Annotated in this window: 19 protein-coding genes, 4 tRNA genes and 1 pseudogene; 12 read left to right on the forward strand and 12 right to left on the reverse strand. The window is 68.4% G+C overall.

Features of this window, described 5'->3' with window-relative positions; translation table 11 throughout:
* Positions 1-36 precede the first annotated feature (36 nt).
* The 4 genes from RM25_RS03625 to bcp form a co-directional block, all read right to left on the reverse strand.
* Positions 37-804, reverse strand: a complete 768-nt coding sequence (locus tag RM25_RS03625) for a cobalt-precorrin-6A reductase (protein ID WP_044636067.1) — start codon at positions 802-804, stop codon at positions 37-39.
* Positions 785-1,477, reverse strand: a complete 693-nt coding sequence (locus RM25_RS03630; RefSeq protein WP_013160693.1) for an L-ribulose-5-phosphate 4-epimerase — start codon at positions 1,475-1,477, stop codon at positions 785-787. The genes RM25_RS03625 and RM25_RS03630 overlap by 20 nt, the downstream gene beginning before the upstream one ends.
* Before the next feature lie 67 nt (positions 1,478-1,544).
* Positions 1,545-1,626: transfer RNA gene (locus RM25_RS03635), tRNA-Leu, on the reverse strand.
* Between the two features lie 83 nt (positions 1,627-1,709).
* Positions 1,710-2,198, reverse strand: coding sequence for a thioredoxin-dependent thiol peroxidase (gene bcp / locus RM25_RS03640; RefSeq protein ID WP_044636068.1), 489 nt, complete (start codon positions 2,196-2,198; stop codon positions 1,710-1,712).
* Positions 2,199-2,371: 173 nt separating this feature from the next.
* Between bcp and RM25_RS12705 the strand changes: the two genes are divergently transcribed.
* The 3 genes from RM25_RS12705 to RM25_RS03655 all read left to right on the forward strand — a co-directional run bounded on the left by RM25_RS12705 (position 2,372) and on the right by RM25_RS03655 (position 3,277).
* On the forward strand, positions 2,372-2,671 hold the full coding sequence (locus RM25_RS12705) for a DUF3618 domain-containing protein (protein ID WP_013160695.1): 300 nt from the start codon (positions 2,372-2,374) through the stop codon (positions 2,669-2,671).
* A 47-nt stretch (positions 2,672-2,718) separates the two neighbouring features.
* Positions 2,719-3,147 carry a GroES family chaperonin gene (locus RM25_RS03650; RefSeq protein ID WP_431978048.1) on the forward strand — a complete coding sequence of 143 codons (429 nt, stop codon included), beginning with the start codon at positions 2,719-2,721 and terminating at the stop codon, positions 3,145-3,147.
* A 57-nt stretch (positions 3,148-3,204) separates the two neighbouring features.
* Positions 3,205-3,277 (forward strand) — tRNA-Lys (locus tag RM25_RS03655).
* A gap of 131 nt (positions 3,278-3,408) precedes the next feature.
* On the opposite strand, the gene RM25_RS03660 is transcribed toward RM25_RS03655, so the two are convergent.
* The 4 genes from RM25_RS03660 to RM25_RS03675 form a co-directional block, all read right to left on the reverse strand.
* The gene (locus tag RM25_RS03660; protein WP_013160697.1) at positions 3,409-4,182 is read right to left on the reverse strand and encodes a type 1 glutamine amidotransferase; all 774 of its coding nucleotides are present in this window, start codon (positions 4,180-4,182) and stop codon (positions 3,409-3,411) included.
* Positions 4,176-5,489 carry a Mur ligase family protein gene (locus RM25_RS03665; RefSeq protein WP_044636669.1) on the reverse strand — a complete coding sequence of 438 codons (1,314 nt, stop codon included), beginning with the start codon at positions 5,487-5,489 and terminating at the stop codon, positions 4,176-4,178. The genes RM25_RS03660 and RM25_RS03665 overlap by 7 nt, the downstream gene beginning before the upstream one ends.
* Before the next feature lie 112 nt (positions 5,490-5,601).
* Positions 5,602-6,417: a tyrosine-protein phosphatase gene (locus tag RM25_RS03670; RefSeq protein ID WP_044636069.1), complete on the reverse strand. Its 816-nt coding sequence runs from the start codon at positions 6,415-6,417 to the stop codon at positions 5,602-5,604.
* A 70-nt stretch (positions 6,418-6,487) separates the two neighbouring features.
* A complete protein-coding gene (locus tag RM25_RS03675; protein ID WP_044636070.1) occupies positions 6,488-8,842 on the reverse strand; it encodes an ATP-binding cassette domain-containing protein in 2,355 nt (784 codons plus the stop codon).
* A 53-nt stretch (positions 8,843-8,895) separates the two neighbouring features.
* Between RM25_RS03675 and RM25_RS03680 the strand changes: the two genes are divergently transcribed.
* Positions 8,896-9,402, forward strand: coding sequence for an HD domain-containing protein (locus RM25_RS03680; RefSeq protein ID WP_013160701.1), 507 nt, complete (start codon positions 8,896-8,898; stop codon positions 9,400-9,402).
* Positions 9,403-9,623: 221 nt separating this feature from the next.
* Positions 9,624-9,752: pseudogene (locus RM25_RS12575) on the forward strand (IS481 family transposase); the annotation flags it as partial.
* Positions 9,753-9,976: 224 nt separating this feature from the next.
* On the opposite strand, the gene RM25_RS03685 reads toward RM25_RS12575, so the two are convergent.
* The 3 genes from RM25_RS03685 to RM25_RS03695 all read right to left on the reverse strand — a co-directional run bounded on the left by RM25_RS03685 (position 9,977) and on the right by RM25_RS03695 (position 12,085).
* Positions 9,977-10,052, reverse strand: a tRNA-His gene (locus RM25_RS03685).
* A 75-nt stretch (positions 10,053-10,127) separates the two neighbouring features.
* Complete coding sequence (gene orn / locus RM25_RS03690) at positions 10,128-10,799, reverse strand: oligoribonuclease (protein ID WP_013160702.1); 672 nt, start codon at positions 10,797-10,799, stop codon at positions 10,128-10,130.
* Positions 10,800-10,819: 20 nt separating this feature from the next.
* Positions 10,820-12,085 carry an MFS transporter gene (locus tag RM25_RS03695; protein WP_013160703.1) on the reverse strand — a complete coding sequence of 422 codons (1,266 nt, stop codon included), beginning with the start codon at positions 12,083-12,085 and terminating at the stop codon, positions 10,820-10,822.
* Positions 12,086-12,178: 93 nt separating this feature from the next.
* Here RM25_RS03695 and RM25_RS03700 point away from each other — a divergent pair.
* From RM25_RS03700 to RM25_RS11810, 5 genes are all read left to right on the forward strand, one after another.
* Positions 12,179-12,251 (forward strand) — tRNA-Arg (locus RM25_RS03700).
* A gap of 73 nt (positions 12,252-12,324) precedes the next feature.
* Entirely contained in the window at positions 12,325-13,827 is a 1,503-nt protein-coding gene (locus tag RM25_RS03705; RefSeq protein WP_138427718.1) for a PrsW family intramembrane metalloprotease, read from the forward strand.
* Positions 13,828-13,896: 69 nt separating this feature from the next.
* Entirely contained in the window at positions 13,897-15,744 is a 1,848-nt protein-coding gene (locus tag RM25_RS03710) for a GTPase family protein (protein ID WP_044636071.1), read from the forward strand.
* On the forward strand, positions 15,741-17,384 hold the full coding sequence (locus RM25_RS03715) for a GTPase (protein WP_044636072.1): 1,644 nt from the start codon (positions 15,741-15,743) through the stop codon (positions 17,382-17,384). The genes RM25_RS03710 and RM25_RS03715 overlap by 4 nt, the downstream gene beginning before the upstream one ends.
* Entirely contained in the window at positions 17,381-18,043 is a 663-nt protein-coding gene (locus tag RM25_RS11810; protein ID WP_052809105.1) for a hypothetical protein, read from the forward strand. Before RM25_RS03715 ends, RM25_RS11810 begins: the two co-directional genes overlap by 4 nt.
* A gap of 17 nt (positions 18,044-18,060) precedes the next feature.
* On the opposite strand, the gene RM25_RS03725 is transcribed toward RM25_RS11810, so the two are convergent.
* Positions 18,061-19,062 (reverse strand): IS481-like element ISPfr17 family transposase, encoded by a 1,002-nt coding sequence (locus RM25_RS03725; RefSeq protein WP_044636672.1) that lies wholly within the window; start codon positions 19,060-19,062, stop codon positions 18,061-18,063.
* A 295-nt stretch (positions 19,063-19,357) separates the two neighbouring features.
* Between RM25_RS03725 and RM25_RS03730 the strand changes: the two genes are divergently transcribed.
* Both RM25_RS03730 and ettA read left to right on the forward strand, forming a co-directional pair.
* Complete coding sequence (locus tag RM25_RS03730) at positions 19,358-19,858, forward strand: single-stranded DNA-binding protein (protein WP_044636073.1); 501 nt, start codon at positions 19,358-19,360, stop codon at positions 19,856-19,858.
* Positions 19,859-20,053: 195 nt separating this feature from the next.
* A complete protein-coding gene (gene ettA / locus RM25_RS03735; RefSeq protein ID WP_044636074.1) occupies positions 20,054-21,742 on the forward strand; it encodes an energy-dependent translational throttle protein EttA in 1,689 nt (562 codons plus the stop codon).
* Positions 21,743-21,878 lie beyond the last annotated feature (136 nt).

Raw genomic sequence — 21,878 nt, forward strand, 5'->3', positions numbered from 1 at the left:
TCGGTTCCGGGTGGGCCGGTCATGGTCGACGGGGGCTCAACCCAGCGCGGAACGCACCCAGTCGAGCGTGTCGGCCACGTCATGGAGCACGATTCCGTAGTCAGGGACCGGTGGACGGGCGATCATCACCACGCGGGCACCGGTGCGGGCGGCCACCACGAGTTTCGCGGCTGGCTGATCCCCGCCGGAGTCCTTGGTCACCAGGGTGGCGATGCGATGACCGGGATCGTCCATCAGCGCCTCCTCGGCGGCTTCGCTGAAGGGGCCGCGGGCGTTCAGCAGCCGCCATCGCGGCGGGAGCCCTTCGTCGGGGGCGTCGATCACCCGGTGGGTGATGTCGCGATCACCCAGGGCCAGGTATTCAGCCGTCGCCTGGCGGCCCACGGTGAGCAGCACCGGATCGGGCAGCGCTCGCACCACCCGGACGGCGGAGGCATTGTCGGCCACCCAGATCCAGGTGGCGGCGTCGGGCTGTGCCGCCCAACTGGTGGGCACCAGCCGGGCCAACGGAAGGTCGGCCCGTCGGCAGGCCCGGGCCGCGTGCGCGCTGATGGTGGCCGCGAAGGCATGGGTGGCGTTCACCACCACGCGTGGCCGATTGTCATGCAGCCACCGGGCCAGCCCCTCGACGCCGCCGAAGCCGCCATGGCGCGTGGGGCCCGGTAACTGCCGCGGAGCCCGGGTGCGGCCCGCCAGGGAGGTCAGGGCGCTGATGCCGGCGTCGGTCAGAGTCCGGGCCAGTTGCCGGGCAAGCCGGGTGCCGCCCAGGACCAGCACCTCGGGATCAATGCTGCCCGTAGACATTCTGGTAACGGTCGTTGAGCTTGTCGACGTCGTCGGGGGCGATTTCGATCACCCCACCGAGTTGTTGGGCGGCCCACATCGTGTGCGCCACCTCCTCGGTCATCGCGGCGGCCTTGACCGCGGCCTCGGCGTCGCGCCCGATGGTGAATGGCCCATGGTTCTGCATGAGGACGGCGGGCGACCTGGGGAACTGCTTGAGCGTGTCGACGACACCGGCTCCGATCGCCTCCGATCCGATGAGGCGGAAGGGTCCCACGGGCACGGGGCCACCGAATTCGTCGCCCATCATGGTCAGCGCGCAGGGGATCGACTTCCCGGTGGCCGCCCAGGCGGTGGCATAGGTGGAGTGGGTGTGGCATACGCCGAAGACCTCGGGCATGTGCCGATAGATGTAGGCATGCGAGGAGGTGTCGGAGGAGGGCGAGCCGGCGCCGTCCACGAGGTTGCCCTGCAGGTCGGTGACCACCATCGATTCGGGGGTCAGGTGCTCGTAGCGCACGCCGGAGGGCTTGATCACCAGGAGGTCGGCCGAGTGGAGGCGCTGCGAGACATTGCCCGCGGTCCACATCACGAGGTTCCAGGCCACCAACTGGTCGTGCAGTGCGGCGACGACCTCGCGCACGGCACGGACCTCCGCCCGAGTGGCCTGCGAGAAGTCCTTGAGTGTTGCCATGCGGCTTGCCTTGTCCCGCCCGCGGAACCGGGCGTGTCGCGTGGGGCGCGGAATCGCCGCGTCCGGGTACCGGAGAAGGGACTTGAACCCTCACGCCTTTCGGCACAGGAACCTAAATCCTGCGTGTCTGCCAATTCCACCACTCCGGCTGAGCGCGACCAGTGTAGCGACCGGTGCCGTGGCCCCCGGCGTGGACAGGACGGGGCAGCTGCGCCGTTGCGGGCGCGGTGGCTCAGACCGCGGCGGGGATGCCGAGCTTCTTGCGCAGGCGGTCCACATGGCCGGCGGCGCGCACGTCGTAGAGGGCCTCGCGCACAGTGCCCCTGCCGTCGGCGTCGACGTCCACCACGAAGGTGGAGCGGATGATCCCGTCGATGGGCTTGCCGAAGATCATCTTGGTGCCCCACACGCCGTAGGCATCGATGGCGGTGTGCTGCGGATCGGCCAGCAGCGTGACGCGCAGGTTCTTGCGCATCCGGAACTTCGCCAGCTTGTCGGTGGTGTCGGGTGAGATGCCGATCACGTCGACGCCCGATTGGGTGAACTCGTCGAGTGAGGCGGTGAAGTCGATGGCCTGCACGGTGCATCCGGGGGTGAGGGCCGCGGGGTAGAAGTAGACCACCACGGTGCGTGCGGCGTGGTCGGACAACCGCACGATGTTGCCATCGGCGTCGGGAAGTGCGAATTCAGGGGCCGGGTCACCGGGGGCAAGCGTCGACATGCTCCCAGATTAGGACACCGGCGAAGTCGACCCCGCATTGCACTGTGGCCACGCTATCCCGGGGGTGTGGGGTGAAGGACACCGTGATCTGCAATAGTCTGGGGCGAACAGAAAAGGCCGTCGCGCGCGATTCGTGTGCCTGTGGCGGTTATCGTCATCGACTGGAGGACGCCGTGGCTCAGCCCGAAACCAATATTGACCGGATCCGGGAACGCATTGCCGCCTCCCGCGACGACCTGACCTACGGCATTGAGACGCTCATCTCGACCGTCCACCCGACGGCGCTGAAGAACCGCGCCATCGACGAGGGCAAGGAATTCGCCTCCGAGAAGGCCGACGAGGCCAAGTCGGCATTCATCGACGAGAACGGCCCCCGCTGGGACCGCATCGGCACCGTGGCACTGGCTGCTGCCGGCGTGATCGTGCTGGCGATTTCCGTGCGTGGCCTGGGCCGCGTCATCCGCGGCAAGTGACCCCTCCCGGGGCGCTTGGTACACAGATGTCCGACGACCAGATTCCCGTGACACCTGCGACGGCGGGGGCGAACCCCGTTCCCGTCGCACAGGACGCACAGGACACCTCGTCGACCCTGCAGGCCGCGGCGCCGGCGGACGTGCCTGATGCGGGCCATCTCGAGGAACCGCCGATCCGGATGCTGCACGAGCGCGTACTCGTGTCGATGGAGTCCGAGAAGGGCGAACATCGCAGCGAGGGCGGCATCCTCATCCCGTCCACCGTGCAGATGGCACATCGCCTCGCCTGGGCCCGCGTGATGGCCGTCGGCCCCAGCGTGCGCGCCGTGAAGGTGGGCGACCGGGTGCTGTTCGACCCCGCCGAGCGTTCCGAGGTGGAGGTGCGCAACAAGGTCTACGTCCTGCTGCGCGAACGCGACCTCCACGCGGTGGCCGATGAGCAGCTGTCCGACGCCGAAACCGGGCTCTACCTGTGAAGATGGCACCTCGATTTTGTATGAAAGGCCATCCACTCGTATAGTTGTTTGTCGCACGCGCTGCTAGCTCAACTGGCAGAGCATCTGACTCTTAATCAGAGGGTTCAGGGTTCGAGTCCCTGGCGGCGCACAGTGCAGGAGATTGAACGAAGAGGCTCCTTCCGGATCATCCGGAAGGAGCCTCTTCGTCTGTTCGGTGATGGTTCGGGGCGCTCGTCCGGTAAGGGTCCACCTTCCCGGACCCGCCGCGACGGTGCTCCCTCAGCTGCGCTCGCCGAGCCAGCGGGTGTCCTCCGACAGGCTCTTGGTGTGGCGCACCACATTGATGCGTTGGTGGCGCAGCGTCGCCAGCTCGTCGTTGACCTGTTCGTTGGGCAGCGGTTCGAGCCTGCGGTCCAGGGCGACGCCCAACAGGTAGTCAGCCAGCAGGGGATTGCGCGGCAGCAGGGGGCCATGGGGATAGATGCCCATCACACGCCCCTGGACGGCCCCGTCGGTGCCGTCGCCACGGTTGCCGACGCCGAGCTCCACCCTCGCGAACGGGGCAGCCTTCGGACCCAGGGTCGTATAGCCACCATGGTTCTCAAAGCCGGTCAGCAGGTAGTCGTCGCCCTCGGGCGTCATCCAGTGGCTGAGCACCTCGCCGACGGCGCGGACCGGGCCACGACGGGTGTCCACATCCAGCAGTCCGAGTCCCTCGATCACGGTGTCGTCGTCGCCGACGGTGAAGCTGTTCCCCAGGATCTGGTAGCCGGCGCAGACGGAGAACAGCACGGCCCCGTCGTCCAGCGCCCGGAAGAGCCCACCATCGGCCCGCAGGGCGTCCACGGCCGCGATCTGGGCCTGGTCCTCGCCGCCACCCAGCAGGTAGACGGCCCCGTTGGTGGGCACCGGCTGGCCCGGTTCCACCATGATGAGCTCCGAGGCGATGCCGCGCCACGACAGGCGCTTGGCCAGCACCATGCCATTGCCGCGGTCGCCGTAGATGCCCAGCAGGCTCTGGTAGACCACCACGATCTTGATCGGCTTCACCATGTCACGCCACCCATCCGGCACAGGTTGAGGAAGGCCGTATAGGTCGCGAGCACGTCGACCTGGCCGGGATAGTCGCCGTGCAGTGCCTCGGACAGGTCAGGGACGATCGAGTGCTCCACCTCGGCGTACGAAAGCCGCACCGCCAGGTCCTGGGCCCGCGGGCCGGTGCACACCACGTGCTTGCCCGCCAATTGCTCGAAGTCGACATCCCACAGCCAGCTCACGTCGGCGCCATCGGCGATGGCCGAGTCGATGGCCAGGATCACCGGATCGGAGTCCATGATGAGGATCGATTCGGCCCATCCGGCCGGGTTCTTGGCGAGCAGCAGGCGTGCCCGCGTCTCGCCGAAGGTGCCCACCGCGAAGCGGCCTGCGGGCGCCCGGACGCCGGCCATGGCGTCCAGGGCGATCTGCGGGTCGACGCCCATGATGATGGCCGCGGCGAAGGCGCAGGTGGCGTTGCCGCGGTTGAAGCGTCCGGGGACCTGCAGGTGCAGCGTCCAGTGCTGGCCCTGCGGGGTGGAGATGTCGTCGCCACGCACGGTGAAATCGGGCTGGTGCATCCGCAGCGGGCAGCCGGGGCAGTGCCAGTCGTCGGTCTGGTAGATGAGCACCGAACCGCAGTTCGGGCACAGCGCGGCATCCTGCGTCCAGCCGACCCCCATGTCGACCCACACGGCGCGGTGGGCGGCCTCCGCCGACCAGGTGACCAGGGGGTCATGGATGTTCGCCACGGCGACCGGACCAGCGGTGCCGGTGGCGATCAGGGCATCGCGCCACTTCTTGCCGAGTGACTTGATCTCATGGTGGCGGTCGAGCTGGTCGCGGCTGAAGTTCAGCATGATGAGCACTTCGGGATGGCCCTGGGTGATGAGCTCGGGCACCACCTGCTCATCGGTCTCCAGCACGGCTAGGGGTGCCGACATGTTCTGCGAGATCGCCGAGGCGATGCCCTCGCGGAGGTTGGCGCCGTCGGCATTGGTCACCACATTCTGGTCGCCCTTGACGGCGCGCAGGGCGGCGGTCAGCAGGTGCGTGGTGGTGGTCTTGCCGTTGGTGCCCGAGACGGCGGCGATGCGGCGCCCGGCGATCAGCTCGTCGAAGGCGGGCGGATAGAGCTTGGTGATCACCTGGCCCCGGATCGAGGTGCCGGTGCCGCGTCCGGCGGCCCGCGACGCCAACGCGGCCAGGTTGCCCAGCCCGATGGCGGCATCGCGCCAGACGCGACGTCCCAGTCCGGTGCCGAACGGGAGGGCGTTGATGGGTTGGGCTCGTCCGGGTGCGGGCCTCGAGCTGTTCGACGGCATGGCCCCCATTGTGGCAGCCCGTGCATAACGCCTTGCCGGGATGGCGGTCAGCGTGTCGCCCGGTGGGCCGCGGCCGGGGCTCCCGGGGGTGACGGGGGATGTGGCCGGGTGCTCAGGCGGTGAGTGCTGCCCGCAGCGTGTCCTGGGCGTCGTCGTCCATGCCCAGGCCGTCGCGGAAATAGCCGGTGATGGAGCCGAACCGCGAGGTCATCTCGGTGAGCGCGGTCTGCAGGTACTTGGGGTCGACGCCCAGTACGGGGGTGAGCGTCGAGGGGTCGCCGCCGCCGCCGGTGAACTTCTTGATCATGGCCGCGGCGCTGCGTGGCAGGTACTGGTTCGTCAGTTCGTAGTCGTGGAAGACGTCCGCCTCGTCGACGCCCAGGAGCAGCAGCAGTGCGGCCGCGGCCCAGCCGGTGCGGTCCTTGCCGGAGGTGCAGTGGAACAGGGCCGGGCGGTTCGCCGGGTCGGCAATGTCGGTGAAGAAGGACCGGTAGGCGCGCAGGGCGCTGTCGGACGAGACGATCTGGCGGTAGGTCTCGTCGAAGATGGCTGCGGTCTGGTCGCCGGCGAGCAGCTGCGAGGCACGCAGGGGGTCCTTGATGGCCTCGAGCATCTCGTCGGGGGCCGCACTGGCGGCGTCGGCCAGCACGTCGGCGAGCACCACGTGCATGCCGTCGGGCACCACGTCGGATTGGGCGGTGCGTTCCACCTCGGTGCGGAAGTCGAAGATCGTGCGGATGTCGCGGCGCTGCAGGGCGTCGGCATCGGCGGGGGACAGGCGGCTCAGCGCCGCCGAGCGGTAGAGCACGCCGGTGCGCACCCGGCCGCCGCCGGCGATCGGGTAGCCGCCGATGTCGCGCAGGTTGGGCAGCGACTCGAGCTCGATGTGGGCTCCCGGTGCGGGTTGGCTGGCAGGGTTCGCGGTCACGGGGCGACGCTACCAAGCCGACCCCCGGGTTCGTCCGGAAGATTGGGGGCGCCGCTCAGGGCGGGCCGGCTCAGGACCCCAGGTACTCGGCGAGGTAGCGGGCGGTGGGCCCGGAACCGGTGGCGGCCAGGTCAGCCGGATGGCCCTCGAAGGTGACCTGGCCGCCCTGGTTGCCGGCCCCGGGGCCCATGTCGATGATCCAGTCGGCGTGGGCCATCACGGCCAGGTCGTGCTCCACCACGATCAGGGAGTGCCCCTGGTTCACGAGCTTGTCGAGCAGCGCGAGCAGTTGCTCCACATCGGCCGGATGCAGTCCGGCAGTGGGTTCGTCGAGCACCTGGATGCCGCCCCTGGCCCCCAGCTGGATGGCCAGCTTGAGTCGTTGGCGCTCTCCGCCAGACAGGGTCGTGAGCGGCTGGCCGAGCGACAGGTAGCCCAGCCCGACGTCGATCATGCGTCCCACGATCTTCTGGGCGGCGGCGATCTTGGCCGGTCCGGCGCCGAAGTAGTCGCGCGCCTCGTCGAACGGCAGGGCGAGCACCTGGGAGATGTCGAGGCCGGCCAGCTTGTAGAGCAGCACGCCCGGCTCGAAGCGCTTGCCCTCACAGACCTCGCAGACGCTGGAGACCCCACCCATCATCGCCAGATCGGTGTAGACCACACCGGCACCGTGGCAGTTCGGGCAGGCTCCCTCGGAGTTGGAGCTGAACAGCGCCGGCTTGACGCCGTTGGCCTTGGCGAAGGCCTTGCGCACCGGGTCGAGCAGTCCGGTGTAGGTGGCGGGGTTGGAGCGGCGTGAGCTCTTGACCTGCGTCTGGTCGATGTAGACCGCCTCGGCGTCGGCGGGCAGTGATTCCTGCACCAGCGAGCTCTTGCCGGAGCCGGCGACGCCGGTGACCACGCAGAGCACTCCCAGCGGGATGTCGACGCTCACATCGCGCAGGTTGTGCAGGCTGGCGTGGCGGATCGGCAGGGTTCCGGTGGGGGTGCGCCAGGCCTGCTTGGCCGCAACGCGGTCGTCCAGGTGGCGGCCGGTCAGGGTGTCGGACGCCCGCAGCCCGGCCAGGTCACCCTGGCAGCAGAGTTCGCCGCCGTGGGACCCGGCGCCGGGTCCGAGGTCGACGATGTGGTCGGCGATGCGGATTGTCTCTGGTTCGTGCTCCACCACCAGCACCGTGTTGCCCTTGTCGCGCAGCTGCAACAGCATCTGGTTCATGCGGTGCACGTCGGCGGGGTGCAGGCCGGCGGTGGGCTCGTCGAACACATAGGTGATATCGGTCAGTGGCGAGCCGATGTTGCGGATGAGCTTGACGCGCTGTGATTCGCCGCCCGACAGGGTGCCCGACGCCCGATTCAGGCTCAGGTAGCCCAGGCCGATGTCGTCGAAGGCGGTGAGGATCGCGCGCAGGGTGGTGACCAGCGGGCCCAGTCCCGGCAGCTCGAGGCCACCGAGCCAGTCGGCCAATTCGGTGACCTGCAGGGCATTCGCGTCGGCGATCGACAGGCCGTCGATCTTCGACGAGCGGGCTTCGGCAGACAGTCGCGTGCCGTCGCAGTCGGGGCAGGTGGCGAAGGTGACCGCCTTGTCGACGAAGGCCCGGATATGTGGCTGCATCTGTTCGGGGTCCTTGGACAACATCGATTTCTGAAGGCGCGGCACGAGGCCCTCGTAGGTCATATTGATGCCGGCGATCTTGCGGCGTTCCGGCTCGTGGTAGAGGAAGTCGTTCAGTTCCTTCTTGGTGAACTGCTTGATGGGCTTGTCGGGGCTGTACATGCCCGATTCGGCGTAGATGCGGTAGTTCCAGCCGCCGGCCTTGTATCCGGGGGCCAGCATGGCGCCCTGGGACAGTGACAGGTCCTCGTCGTAGAGCTCGGCCAGCTTGAATTCGGAGATGGTGCCGCGTCCCTCGCAGCGGGGGCACATGCCGCCGACCACGTTGAAGGAGCGCTTCACGGCCTGGGCTTGTCCGGTGGTTCCCTTCTTGACGGTCATCGTGCCGCCGCCGCGCATCGTGGCCACGTTGAACGAGAACGCCTTGGGTGAGCCGATGTGGGGGCTGCCGGCGCGGCTGAAGAGCACCCGCAGGAAGGCGTCGGCGTCGGTGACGGTGCCGACGGTGGAGCGCGGGTTGGCGCCGAGTTGCGCCTGGTCCACCACGATCGCGGTGGTGAGGCCCGACAGGAGGTCGACGTCCGGACGGCCCAGGGTGGGCATGAATCCCTGCAGGAAGGCGCTGTAGGTCTCGTCGATGAGGCGACGCGATTCCGAGGCGATGGTGTCGAACACCAGGGAGCTCTTGCCCGATCCCGAGACCCCGGTGAACACAGTGAGCTTGCGCTTGGGGATCTCCAGCGTGATGTTCTTCAGGTTGTTCTCGCGGGCGCCCTGCACCCGGATCATGTCGTGTGGAGCTGAGGCCATGGGAAGAAGTGTATGGAGCGGGATGCGGGGATGGGTCTGTCCATACTGGTGACATGGACAACGTGGACGATGGCGCGCTCACGAGCACCGATGCCGTCGGGTTGGCGCGCGAGGTAGCGACGCGGGCCCATGCCGGCCAGGTGGACAAGGCGGGGGAGCCCTACATCGGTCACCCACGGCGGGTGGCGCGGCGTGCCGGCGAACTGGCTGGCGGGCGGGGGTCGGGGTTCCGCGATGCGGCGGAGGCGGTCGGCTGGCTGCACGACGTGGTGGAGGACACCGAGCTGGATGGCCCAGACCTTCGTCGGCTCGGGTTCAGCGACGAGGTTGTGGCGGCGGTGTTGGCGCTGACGCGCAGGGTGGGGGAGCCCGAGCCCGATTATGCGGCGCGGGTTGCCGCGAATGAGCTCGCGATGGTCGTGAAGCGCGCAGACCTGGCCGATAACACCGACCCGGCTCGCACGGCGTTGCTCGATGAGGAGACCCGGGTGCGGTTGGCGGAGAAGTATCGGGTGTTTCGGGGGTTGTTGGATGCGGCCTTGTTCGAAGCGGGTGAGTGAGTCGGCCTGCTATGCGTCGTCGCTGTCGGCCTTGGAGGGCCAGTTGATCGCAGTGCTTCTTGAGATGCCCGCCGCCGCGACCGGCACACCGTTGCGGGTGGCGGCTACCAACTCCTGCTTAAGTGTCCTTCCTCGGGAGGTTGTGAACGGTTCGGGTCGTAAGGGAAGACCTCCGGGCAGGATGTGGGTTACCACACTCAATCCTGACCACGGAGGCCTTCATGACTCACGCTAACGCACCCTTGACTCCTGCGGGCCGTCGCCGGTTGGCGATCGTGGTCGTCGAAGCGGGATGGTCACTGCGCCGGGCTGCGGAACGGTTTCAGGTATTAGTGGGCGCCGCGAAACGGTAGGCCGATCGTTACCTGAACGGTGAATCTTTGACTGGCCTGTCGGCGCCTCTGGCGAGTTGTCCATGACGCCCGGAACGGGCCACGGAGTATGTTCCGCGTTCTCCGACCACATACCCAACTGCGCGGGCAAGAACACCTAGGGGTCGCCCCATCTCGGCGGAGGGTGCTTTGCTGCGAACACACAAAAACGGCCCCCGCAGGGACCGTCCTCGTGTCATAGGTGGGGTGGATGACGAGACTTGAACTCGCGACCACCTGGACCACAACCAGGGGCTCTACCAGCTGAGCTACATCCACCATCGCTGCCCCGTGGGGCAGCTGTTGTATGTTAGCGGACCTTCAATGGTCACCCAAAATCGGCGACCCTCCGAGTCAGTCCTTGGAAGCCGAACCGGTGTCGGGCTCGCCGGCGAAATCGGCCTCGGGCGGCTCGTCGGGGTCCGAGAATCCGGTGAGGCTGCCCTGGTACTTGTGGGCGAGCGCACGTGCCTCGGACGCCGTGGGGCCGGGCTCGGGAACCATGATCGCGGCGCGGAAGTACTTCAACTCCTCGATCGATTCCTGGATGTCGGCCAGCGCACGATGGTTGCCGTGCTTGTCGGGGGCCTGGTAGTAGGTGCGCGGGTACCAGCGCTTGGCGAGCTCCTTGATCGAGCTCACGTCCACATTGCGGTAGTGCACCCAGGCCTCGAGCTCGGGCATGTCCTTGGCCAGGAAGGTGCGGTCGGTGCCGATCGTGTTGCCGGCCAGCGGCGCCTTGCGCTCGGTGGGCACGTACTTCTTGATGTAGGCGAGCACCTGCTCCTCGGCCTCGCGCATCGTCGTCTTCACGTTCTTCAGCTCCGCGAGCAGACCCGACTTGGTGTGCATCTCGGTCACGAACTCACCCATATGGTCGAGGGCGTGTTTGCTGGGCTGGACGAGCACATCAATGCCATCGCCCTGCACATTGAGTTCGCCGTCTGTGACCAGACAGGCAACCTCAATCAGTTCGTCGTTGGCAAGGTCAAGCCCCGTCATTTCGCAGTCGATCCACACGAGCATGTCTTTCATAACGCACAACTCTAGCCCCGGGTCGACGCGTCACCCGACGGTTCGGGTCCCGGGCCACCGCCAGCACCCACCGTCACCTCGGCCTCGTCGGGCACCACCTCACGCGGCACATAGCGGGCCAGCCAGCCGGTGCCGGCCAATCCGATCGCCCCCACCAGGATCGATGCGAAGGGCAGGCTCACCAGTGCGGTCGCGGCGCTGACGATCAGCGGTCCCAGTGCGGCGCCGCCGTCGCCGAAGACACGCCATCCGGCCAGGAACTGCGGACGCCCATAACTGGGGGACATGTCGGCGCCCAGCGTGTTGACGATTCCGCTCGACACGCCGTTGCCGAAGCCGAGCAGGCAGGCGACCAGCGCAATCGTGCCGGCGGTGTGGCTCAGCGGGAGCGCCAACAGGCACAGGCTCATCACGGCGATCGTGGGCACCGACACGAACCAGCGTCCGAAGCGGTCCATGATCCATCCGCCGGGGAAGAACAGCAGCACGTCGAAGCCCATTGAGATCGAATAGATCAGGCTGGTGGCCGCCGGCGAGATGCCATGCGCCTCACACCACAGCGGGATGATCGTCTGGCGCACCGAGCGGATCAGCATCAGGCACAGGCACCCGACACCCAGCGTCAACAACACGTGGCGGTGCTGCCGCAGGATGTCGAAGGTGGCCGGATGGTCCTCCTGCTGGCGCTGGCGGATACCCCGCAGGCCCGTCGGCTCGCCCGGAAGTGAGGGCATGGCCAACGTCACGACAGCGGCCAGGAAGCTCATCGCCCCGGCGAAGCAGAAGGCGGTGATCAGGTCCCAGCGGGTGATCACCGCGGCCGCCGCCAGGGGTCCGATGAACCAACCGATGCGGAAGACGCCCCCCAGCGTCGACATGGCACGGGCTCGCCAGTGCACCGGGATGCGTTCGGTGATGTAGGTCTGGCGGGCAAGGCTGAACACCGCCGCGGTGAGGCCCTGCAGGAACACGGCGATGGCCAGGACGACCAGCGAGCGCGCCACGAAGACCATCGCCATCGTGCAGGTGTCGATCAGGCAGGCCGCGACGATGGCGTATTTCTCGCCGAGGCGGTCGGCGACGATGCCTGCCGGCAGGTCACCCATCACCTGGGCCAGTGCATTGAGGGCGGTGATGAAGGCGGCCAATCCGACGCTGGCGCCCAGCGCTCGGGCCTGGATTGCCACGAGCGGGATCACGGCCCCGAATCCGATGGACGCCATCAGAGTGGGTCCATAGACCGCGAACAGCGTGCGGCCCCATCTCTGTTTCGTCACAAGTAGACAGTCTGTCACCGGCGCACGACCCGCCGCGGGCGCGACCACGGGCCGACGCCGACCCGGGCGCTCCACACCATTAGGCTTGTCATGGGCCCGGTAGCTCAGGGGATAGAGCAGCAGCCTTCTAATCTGTCGCGCGTGGGTTCGATTCCCACCCGGGCCGCCCAGCAATCGTCCACTCACGATCGCGCATGGCCTGACAGTTGACGCAAAGCGTGGGCCAGTAGGCTGTCGACGTGCCCACGTCACCCCCAACCCCGAAGGCTGTTGCGAGTCCGACGGCCCTTGAGCGCCGCGAGCGCAGGCTCGTCGGCCTGCCGGCACCAGCAGTGCCCGGACGTGGCTGGTTCTCCTCGGCACTGCACCGCCCGACCACCTGGCTGCTGGTCGTCTTCTTCCCGCTGTGCGTCTTCCTGCTGTGGCGGGTCTACCTGATGTTCCGGGTGCAGACCATCACCTCGGTTGCCCAGGCCACCGAAAAGGCCGGCCAGCGCGTGGAACCCACCGTCGGCCAGTTCAACGAGGCCGTGGTCAAATGCGCCCAACTCGCGGCCATCTCGCTGGCGATCGGGCTGTTCCTCTATTTCCTGATCGACCGCATCCACCGCACCGGATTCCTACTCAAGGTCATCTGCGTGTTCTGGGGCGGCGCCGTCGCCGTGTACTTCGCGGTGTTCGTCAACAGTTGGGTTGCCGCCCTGCTGGGCGACAGCGCGAACGACGAGTCCGCCTCGACGAAGGCTGCGATCTACGTGGCGCCCTTCGTGGAGGAGTTCGCCAAGGCGACGGTGCTCATCCTGCTGGCGATCCTGGTGCGTCGACGCCTGGTGAGTGCCATCCAGGTGGTCACCCTCGCGGGCCTGTCGGCGATGTCGTTCGCCGCCACAGAGAACATCACCTATTACCTGAAGACCTATATGTCCGCCGCAATGGTCTACGGGCAGGACCCGACCAGCGCCCTGCGCGCCATGTTCCTGCAGCGTGGACTGCTCACCTGGTGGGGGCATCCACTGTTCACCACGTGCACCGCCATTGGAGTGGCCTTAGCCATGCGCAACCGCAGCAAGTGGGTGCGCGTCGGCGCACCCCTGGCCGGCTATCTGTGCGCGGCGACGCTCCACATGCTCTTCAACGGGTCGAGCCTGTTCTTCGGCGATGACGCCGGGGCGGCCATGACCTTCCTGCTCATCTTCGGTGCCAGCGGCGTGATCGGACTGCTCATCCGCTACTTCATCCACCTGCGCTCGGAGGGCCGGCTGGTGGGCCAGCGCCTGGCCGACTTCGTGCGCGAGGGCTGGCTGGACCCCCGCGATCCCCATGTGTTCAGCGGCTTCTTCCGACGCGTCAAGCTGCTGCTCGCCGCCCTGCTGCGTGGCCCCCGCACCCTGATCGCCACCGTGCGCATCCAGCGCGCCATGATAGAGCTCGCCTATCTGCGGGCCTCGGTCACCTGGGGCACCGTGGACGAGGCCGGACAGCTCCGCTCGCGCGAACTGTTGGCCATCATCCGTGACGCGCGCGGCACCGGGCTCAGCGAGACCGACGGCCTGCACATCAAGCCCACCAACTGGACGTTGCGCAACATCCGCGCCGCGCTGGGGCGTCTCATCGCGCGGCTTCGTCCGCGCCGCAGTCCCGGTTCGACACCGCCCCCGGCACCACCGCCCACCGCCACCCCGGTGATCCCGCCCAGCCCGCAGGCAGGCCAGCCCGTGGGCGCCGGGCAGCGCTGGGGATGATGGCGCGTGCGGGCAGGATGGCAGATGAGGGCCACGAGGTCCTGAGCAGAAGAGGGGAATCGGTACACCATGGGAATCGCTGAGGGCCGGGCCACGGCTGGCGCCCGTGACCGGGCCGATGAGTCACTCAGTGAGTCCCTGGGCAGGCTGCGCGCCGACCTCGGCAGGGTGCGCCTGCCGCTCGAACTTGCCGACGCCCCCGACCGCGAACGGCAGGCGGCCGCGATGGCCGCCCAACTCACTGACTATGTGCTGCCGCGGCTGGCCAACATCGACGCCCCGCTCCTGGCGGTGGTCGGCGGCTCGACCGGCGCCGGAAAGTCCACGCTAGTCAACTCCCTGATCGGCCGGACGGTCTCCCGGGCCGGGGTCATCCGTCCCACCACGCGCAGCCCACTCCTGGTGCACAACCCGGCCGACGCCGCCTGGTTCACCGATGACCGCATCCTGCCCGGCCTAGTACGCACCACGGTTGAATCCGTCGGGGCGCAGTCCCTGCAATTGGTTCCCGAGCCGACGCTGCCACAGGGCCTCGCGCTGCTGGACGCCCCCGACATCGATTCCGTGGTCGCCGACAACCGGGCATTGGCCGGCCAGCTGTTGGAATCGGCCGACCTGTGGTTGTTCGTCACCTCCGCCGCCCGCTACGCAGACGCCGTGCCATGGTCATATCTCACCCGTGCCGCCGAGCGGGGGGCGGCGGTGGCCGTTGTCTGCGACCGGGTGCCTCCGGAGGCGATGCGAGAGGTCCCGGCCGACCTCGCCCGCCTCATGAGCGCCCAGGGGCTGGCTGACGCACCCCTGTTCCCCGTGCCGGAGACCACGCTGGACGCCTCCGGCCTGCTGCCGGCAGACATCGTGACGCCTATTCGTGATTTCCTCGCCGGGTTGGCCGGCAACAATCAGCGGCGCCGCCAGGTGATCGCGCAAACCCTGCGCGGTGCGATCGGGGCCATCGTGCGCGGCAGCACCCGGGTGGCCGACGCCCTCGACGAGCAGAACCGGGCCGCCAACCAGCTCAATGCCGACGCCACGGGGGCCTTCACGCGTGGTGCCGAGGCGGTGTCGGCCCAGTCCGCCGACGGCACCCTGCTGCGCGGCGAGGTGCTCGCCCGCTGGCACGAGTACGTGGGCACCGGCCAGATCACCCGCTTCATCGATGACACGGTGGGCCGACTGCGCGACCGCATCGGCAGGGCCCTGCGCGGTGAGCCCGGACGTGGCGAACAGGCCGCCGAAGCGGCCAGCAGCGGCTTGGAGCAGCTCATCGTCGCTGCTGCCGAGGACGCCACGGAGCAGGCCGCCACCGCCTGGCGCCAGTCGGTGGCGGGTCGGCCCCTGCTGGCCGAAGACCCACAGCTGGGCCACACCTCCGCCGACTTCGCCGCCCGGGTGGGTGTCGAGGTGCGCGACTGGCAGGGCGAGGTGCTGGAGCTGGTGCGCGAACAGGGCCACGGCCGTCGCCGCACGGCCCGCATCGCCGCGGCCGGCGTCAACGGCGTGGGGGCCGCGCTGATGCTGGTGATCTTTGCCCACACCGCCGGACTCACCGGGGCCGAGGTGGGCGTGGCCGGTGGCAGTGCCGTGGTGGCCCAACGCCTGCTGGAATCCATCTTCGGCGACGACGCGGTGCGTCGGCTCGCCGCAACCGCCAAGGAGTCCCTCGATGCCCGGGTGCAGGGCCTGATGGCCAGCGAACTCGTGCGCTTCACCGACGCCCTGCGCCGGCTGGGCATCGACCCCGAACTGGCCGGGGCGCTGCGGCACGCGGCTGCCGGGGCCGATGCCGCCAGCGCTGGAAATGCGCAGTCGCTGATGCAGGCCATGAATGCCGCCGGCGCGCCACGAGATGACACGGCACGCGATGACACGGCACGCGATGACACGGCAAGGGACGACGAGGCAGGCCAGCAATGATCTTCGGACGGCGCCAGAAGTCGGGGCAGGTCCCGCTCGGCGAGCGCATCACCGCCCTGTCGCAGGCAGCGGACCTGTGCCGCGGGCGCGTCGACGACGCGCTGGTGGACGCGGCGCTGCAGGCCGCGCAGCGGGCCGATGAGCGGCTCGGCCTGGGCGGCGAATACACCGTGGTGGCATTGGCCGGGGCCACCGGCTCGGGCAAGTCGAGCCTGTTCAACGGACTGGCCGGGGCACAGATCGCCACCGCGGGCGTCCGTCGGCCCACCACGGACCGCACCCTGGCGGCCTGGTGGGGAGACACCGAACCCGCCGAGTTGTTGGACTGGCTGAATGTGCCCGTCCGCAGGCCACTGGGCCGGGGCCGTCCCGAACTGTCCGGCCTCGTGCTGCTGGACCTTCCCGACTTCGACTCCACCTCTGCCCGGCACCGCGTCGAGGTGGAGCGCCTGCTCGGGCTCGTCGACATGTTCATCTGGGTGGTCGACCCGCAGAAATACGCCGACGCCGCCCTTCACGAGCGCTACCTGGCCCCGTTGGCGGCCCATGCCGGTGTGATGACCGTCGTGTTGAACCAGGCCGATCGCCTGACGCCCGAGGAGCTGCGGGCAGCCAGTGGCGACCTGCGTCGCCTGGTGGATGCCGATGGGCTGGGCAGCACGCCGCTCATGGTCACCTCGGCGATGTCCGGCCTGGGGGTCGACGACCTGAGGCGCCGCATTGCCCGGGCGGTCCGCGACCGCAAGGTGGTGACCGAACGCCTCGCCACCGATATCGACCAGGCCGCGGTCGCGCTGGCGGGCCAGCTCGGGGAGCCCGCCACGATGAGGCTTCCCCGCGAACGCCTTGACGCGCTCGACCAGGCGTTGGCGGAGGCCGCCGGGATCCCCCTGGTCACCCGTGCCGTCCTGGTGTCGTCGCGACACCGGGGATCACTGGCCACCGGCTGGCCGGTGCTGAGCTGGCTGGGGAGGTTCCGTCCCGATCCGTTGCGACGCCTGCACCTCGGCCTGCCGGCCCTGCGGGGCCGGGGGACTGGTCAGCAGGCCAACCCGCCCGCCCAGGTGCAGCGCACGGCCCTGACCGGCGCCTCGGGGGGAGTGCAGGCGGCGCAGGTCTCCAGGGCCGTGCGGGCCCTGTCCGACGATGCCTCACGGGGCCTGCCCGCGGGCTGGGCCACCGCCGTGCGTGCGGCGTCGGTGTCCCATGCCGACGGACTGGCCGACGCCCTGGACCATGCGGTCGCCACCACCGGGCTGGCGATGGGTCGCGGACGGCGTTGGTGGGGTGTGGTGCGGATCGTCCAGTGGTTCCTGTTCGCCGTGTTGGTGGTGGGGGCCGGCTGGATGATCATCAACGCGCTGCTCGGCGGCGACCTGCTGCCGGTGCCGCGGTGGCGTCAGATGCCCGTGCCGGTGCTGCTGATGGTGGGCAGCGCACTCGGCGGGATCGTGGTGGCCGGTCTGGCCCGCCTCGGGGTCGAGGTCGGTGCCCGACACCGCAGTGCCGACGCGCAGGAGGCACTGATGCTGGCAGTGGCGCGCGTCACCGATGTGGCGGTCATCGCGCCGGTGGAAAGTGAACTTGAACGCTATGAGCAGGCGCGGCAGGCCGTCGCGACCGCGAAGGGAGAACAATGAGCGGGAATGTGGATCTGGGAATCGGCGCACTGGAGACCCTCCGGACGGTGCCTTTCTGGCGCACCGACGAGGTGCCCCGCCACGTGGCCAGGCGCATGCTGGTGATTCCGGGGGTCCGCTATTCGTGCGACCGGCCCCTGCTGAACTGGACCAGCACCATCGCCCACCAACACGGCTGGTGGGTGCAACAGGCCCAGTGGGAGCTCACGCCGCAGACGAACCAGGAGGAGATCATCGCCCGCGCCCTCGAGCTGCTCGACCATGACGCCCCGGATGCCGACCAGACGATGGTGGTCGCCAAGTCGATGGGTTCACGGGCAGCGTCCACGGCCAGCGCCAACGGCTGGTGCGGCATCTGGCTCACCCCACTGCTCGACGTGGAGGAGGTGCGCGCGGCGCTGCTGGAATACCACGGTCCGTCACTGATCGCCGGAGGCAGCATCGATCCCCATTGGGGCCCCGATGATTCGGTGCGCACGGTGCACATCGGCCGCGCGGGCGATATCGAGGGCGAACTCGACGAACTGGGCACCAGCTGGGTCGACGTGGCCGGAGCCAACCATTCGCTCGAGGTTCCCGACGACTGGCGCGCCAGCCTCGCGGTGCAGCGCAGCCTGTTCGAACTGGCCGACGGCTTCATCGACGTCCTGTCGCAGTAGCGCCGCCCGGCCACGGCCTAGCTGTACTTCCCCGTGACGTTGTGAACGCGGGCTGAGGGAGTCTGGCCGCCGATCCCGGTGTGGGGTCTGTGGTGATTGTAGTGATGGAGCCAGGTCTCGTAGGCTGCGGCGCGCTCGGCTTCGCTGGCGTAGGGCTTCGCGTAGGCCCACTCGACGGCGAGGGTTCGGTTGAACCGCTCGACCTTGCCGTTGGTCTGCGGCCGGTATGGCCGGGTCCACTTGTGCTTCACCTCGTCGCCGAGCGCGTCAGCGAAGGCGCCTGACCGGTAGCAGGAACCGTTGTCGGTCATCACCGCGGTGACTGTGACGCCCAGGCCTGCGAAGAACGCGTTCGCGCGGGTCCAGAACCCCGCTGCGGTCTCTTTGCGCTCGTCGTCAAGGATCTCTGAGTACGCGATCCGGGAGTGGTCGTCCACGGCGTGGTGCAGATACCGGTAGCCGCGAGAGCCGGCTGCCCCGGCACGGGCTGCCTTGTCGCGGGCCACTCCCGCGTGACGGTCCTGCATGGATCCGCGACCGTGGGCACGCCACCCGCCGCCGTCGGGGATCCGGCCTTGTTTCTTGATATCTACGTGCACGAGCTGGCCCGGCGCGGCGACCTCGTACCGTTTCGGCTTCGGGCGGCGAACCGGCAGCCCGGTGGCCTGGTCGATGTTGATCAGCTTCGGCATCTTGTATCGGGCGAGCACCCGACCGACCGTGGAACGGTGCAACCGCAGGTGATACGCGATCCGGTGCGGACCCCACCGGCGAGTGAACCGCAACGCGACGATCCGATGCTCCGTCTTACGCGAAAGCCGGTTCGGTGACGAGGTGGGCCTCGAACTACGGTCGATCAACGGCAGCCCTGCCCGGTACCTGTCGGCCCACCGCTTCACCGTCGCGGGCGAGCACTGGAACCGTTCCGCCGCCCGCCGCAACGACCAGCCCTGTTCCACGACGAGAACAGCAAGACGACGACGCCCTTCCGGTGTCAAGGGTGCGTTAGCGTGAGTCACGAAGACCTCCGTGGTCAGGAGAGTGAGTGTGGTAACCCACATCCTGCCCGGAGGTCTTCGCTACCTCACCCGTTCACAACCTCCCGGGGAAGTACACCTAGCAGCCGCCACCCCCATTTCCGGGACTTCCCGGGCCTTGTCCACTGATTCCTGAAGCGCGCCGAAACGCATCCACAGGCCCGGTTGGCCCCGGGATGTTTCCGGCAATCAGCCCACACTGCGGTATATCCGACGTCGCGATCCTGCGGCGCCGGGGACAACCGAGGGTGCGCGGCACCCGGAATGGGGAATCACCATGGACACCGCAATCAGCATGGCCGGAAATGTTGGCACCGAAGTCGACTACACCTCCGGCGAGGGCTATTCCTTCGCCTCCTTCAGGTTGGCCGCGACGCCACGGATCCGACGGGGCGGCGAATGGACCGATGGCGAGACCGTGTGGACCACGGTGCAGGCGGTGAACCGCACGGCGGAGAACGTGCGGGCCAGCGTGCACAAGGGCGAGGCGGTGGTGGTCGTCGGCAGGCTGAGGGCCCGTCGGTGGGTCGGCCAGGACGGCCAGCAGCACGAGCGACTGGTGCTTGAGGCCAAGTCCGTGGGCCACGACCTCGCCAGGGGCACCAGCCGATTCACGCGCAATGAACGGATGGCGCCCGCCGAGCCCCGCGCCGACTCCGGTCCGGCACCGCAGTCCCGACCGGACGGGGAAGGTTGTGGGGCCGACGACGAAGCTGAGTCGCTGCCGGCGGAATCACTGGCCTCGGTGGAGGACGGCGTGGCCGAGCCGGCTGCCTGAGCCCCGCGGGTGGGCCGCGCGAGGTGACCGCATGTGTCGGCGCTGGCATACTTGACCACGCGGCGCCGACATCTGCCCGCGTTCTTTCCTCTCCCGTGCGTGTTGGCCATGCCTGCGCGCCGGTGCGGAACGTGCGCGTCGGGCACTCGGCCGCACATACTCCACACATCGCAAGCGAAGGAACCACAGGCCCATATGGCTGAATTCATCTACCAGATGCACGACGTCAGGAAGACCGTTGGCGAGAAGGTCATCCTCGACGGCGTGACACTGTCGTTCTATCCGGACGCCAAGATCGGCGTCGTGGGTCCCAACGGGGCTGGAAAGTCCACGCTTCTCAAGGTGATGGCCGGCCTGGAACCCATCAACAACGGCGAGGCATATCTCGCCAAGGACGCCACGGTGGGGCTGCTGCAGCAGGAGCCCCCGCTGACCGAGGACAAGACGGTGCTCGAGAACGTCGAGGAAGCCGTCGCCGACCTCAAGGGAATGCTCAACCGCTTCAACGAGATCTCGGCGGAGATGGCCAACCCTGACGCCGACTACGACGCGCTGCTGCCCGAGATGGGCGAACTGCAGGAGCAGCTGGATGCCCGCAACGCGTGGGACATTGATTCCCAGCTGCAGCAGGCCATGGACGCACTGCAGTGTCCGCCGCCCGATACTCCGGTGAACGTGATGTCGGGTGGCGAACGCCGCCGCGTCGCCCTGTGCAAGCTGCTGCTCGAGCAGCCCGACCTGCTGCTCCTCGATGAGCCCACCAACCACCTCGACGCCGAGTCGGTGAACTGGTTGGAAGCCCACCTGAAGGCCTATCCGGGTGCGGTGCTGTGCGTGACGCACGACCGCTACTTCCTGGACAATGTGGTCACCTGGATCTGCGAGGTCGACCGCGGTCGGCTCTTCCCCTACGAGGGCAACTACTCCACCTACCTGGAGACCAAGCGCAAGCGCCTGCAGATCGAGGGACAGAAGGATGCGAAGCGTGCCAAGATCCTGGAGAAGGAACTCGAATGGGTCCGCTCCAGCCCCAAGGCCCGCCAGGCCAAGAACAAGGCACGCCTGGCCCGCTACGAGGAACTGGCCGCCGAGGCGGAGCGTTCGCGCAAGCTCGACACCGGTGAGATCAACATCCCGCCGGGCAAGCGCCTTGGCGCCGAGGTGCTCGACGCCAACAAGCTGCACAAGGGCTTCGACGGCCGGATCCTGTTCAACGGGCTGAGCTTCGACCTGCCGCGCGCCGGCATCGTCGGCGTGATCGGGCCGAACGGCGTCGGTAAGTCGACGCTGTTCAAGATGATCGTCGGGGAGGAGACCCCCGACAGCGGCGAGCTGAAGGTCGGCAAGACCGTCGAGATCAGCTATGTCGACCAGAACCGCTCTGGCATCGACCCCGAGAAGAACGTCTGGGAAGTCGTCTCGGACGGCCTGGACTACATCAAGGTCGGCAACTTCGAGGTGCCGAGCCGCGCCTACGTGGCTGCCTTCGGCTTCAAGGGACCCGACCAGCAGAAGCCATCCGGCGTGCTATCCGGCGGCGAACGCAACCGACTCAACCTGGCGCTGACGCTCAAGCAGGGCGGCAACATGCTCCTGCTCGATGAGCCCACCAATGACCTCGACGTCGAAACGCTGCAGAGCCTTGAGGACGCACTGTTGGAATTCCCGGGCTGTGCCGTGGTGATCAGCCACGATCGCTGGTTCCTTGACCGCGTCGCCACCCACATCCTCGCCTGGGAGGGCGAGGGCGAGGACGGCAATGACCCGCAGTGGTTCTGGTTCGAGGGCAACTTCGCCGACTACGAGACGAACAAGGTCGCCCGCCTTGGCGAGGAGGCCTCGCGTCCCCACGCGAGTCGCTACCGTCGCCTGACACGCGACTGAGCAACACCACCGGCCGGATCGCTTCCGTGCCGATGACAGACGGCTGGGCGGGTGCACATCTGTGGCACCCGCCCAGCCGTCGTTGCGCCCAACCCCCGCCGGGGATCGCGCCGCGTCCGCAAAGCGACCCCAACCC

This window comes from Propionibacterium freudenreichii subsp. freudenreichii, assembly GCF_000940845.1.
Classification (GTDB): domain Bacteria; phylum Actinomycetota; class Actinomycetes; order Propionibacteriales; family Propionibacteriaceae; genus Propionibacterium; species Propionibacterium freudenreichii.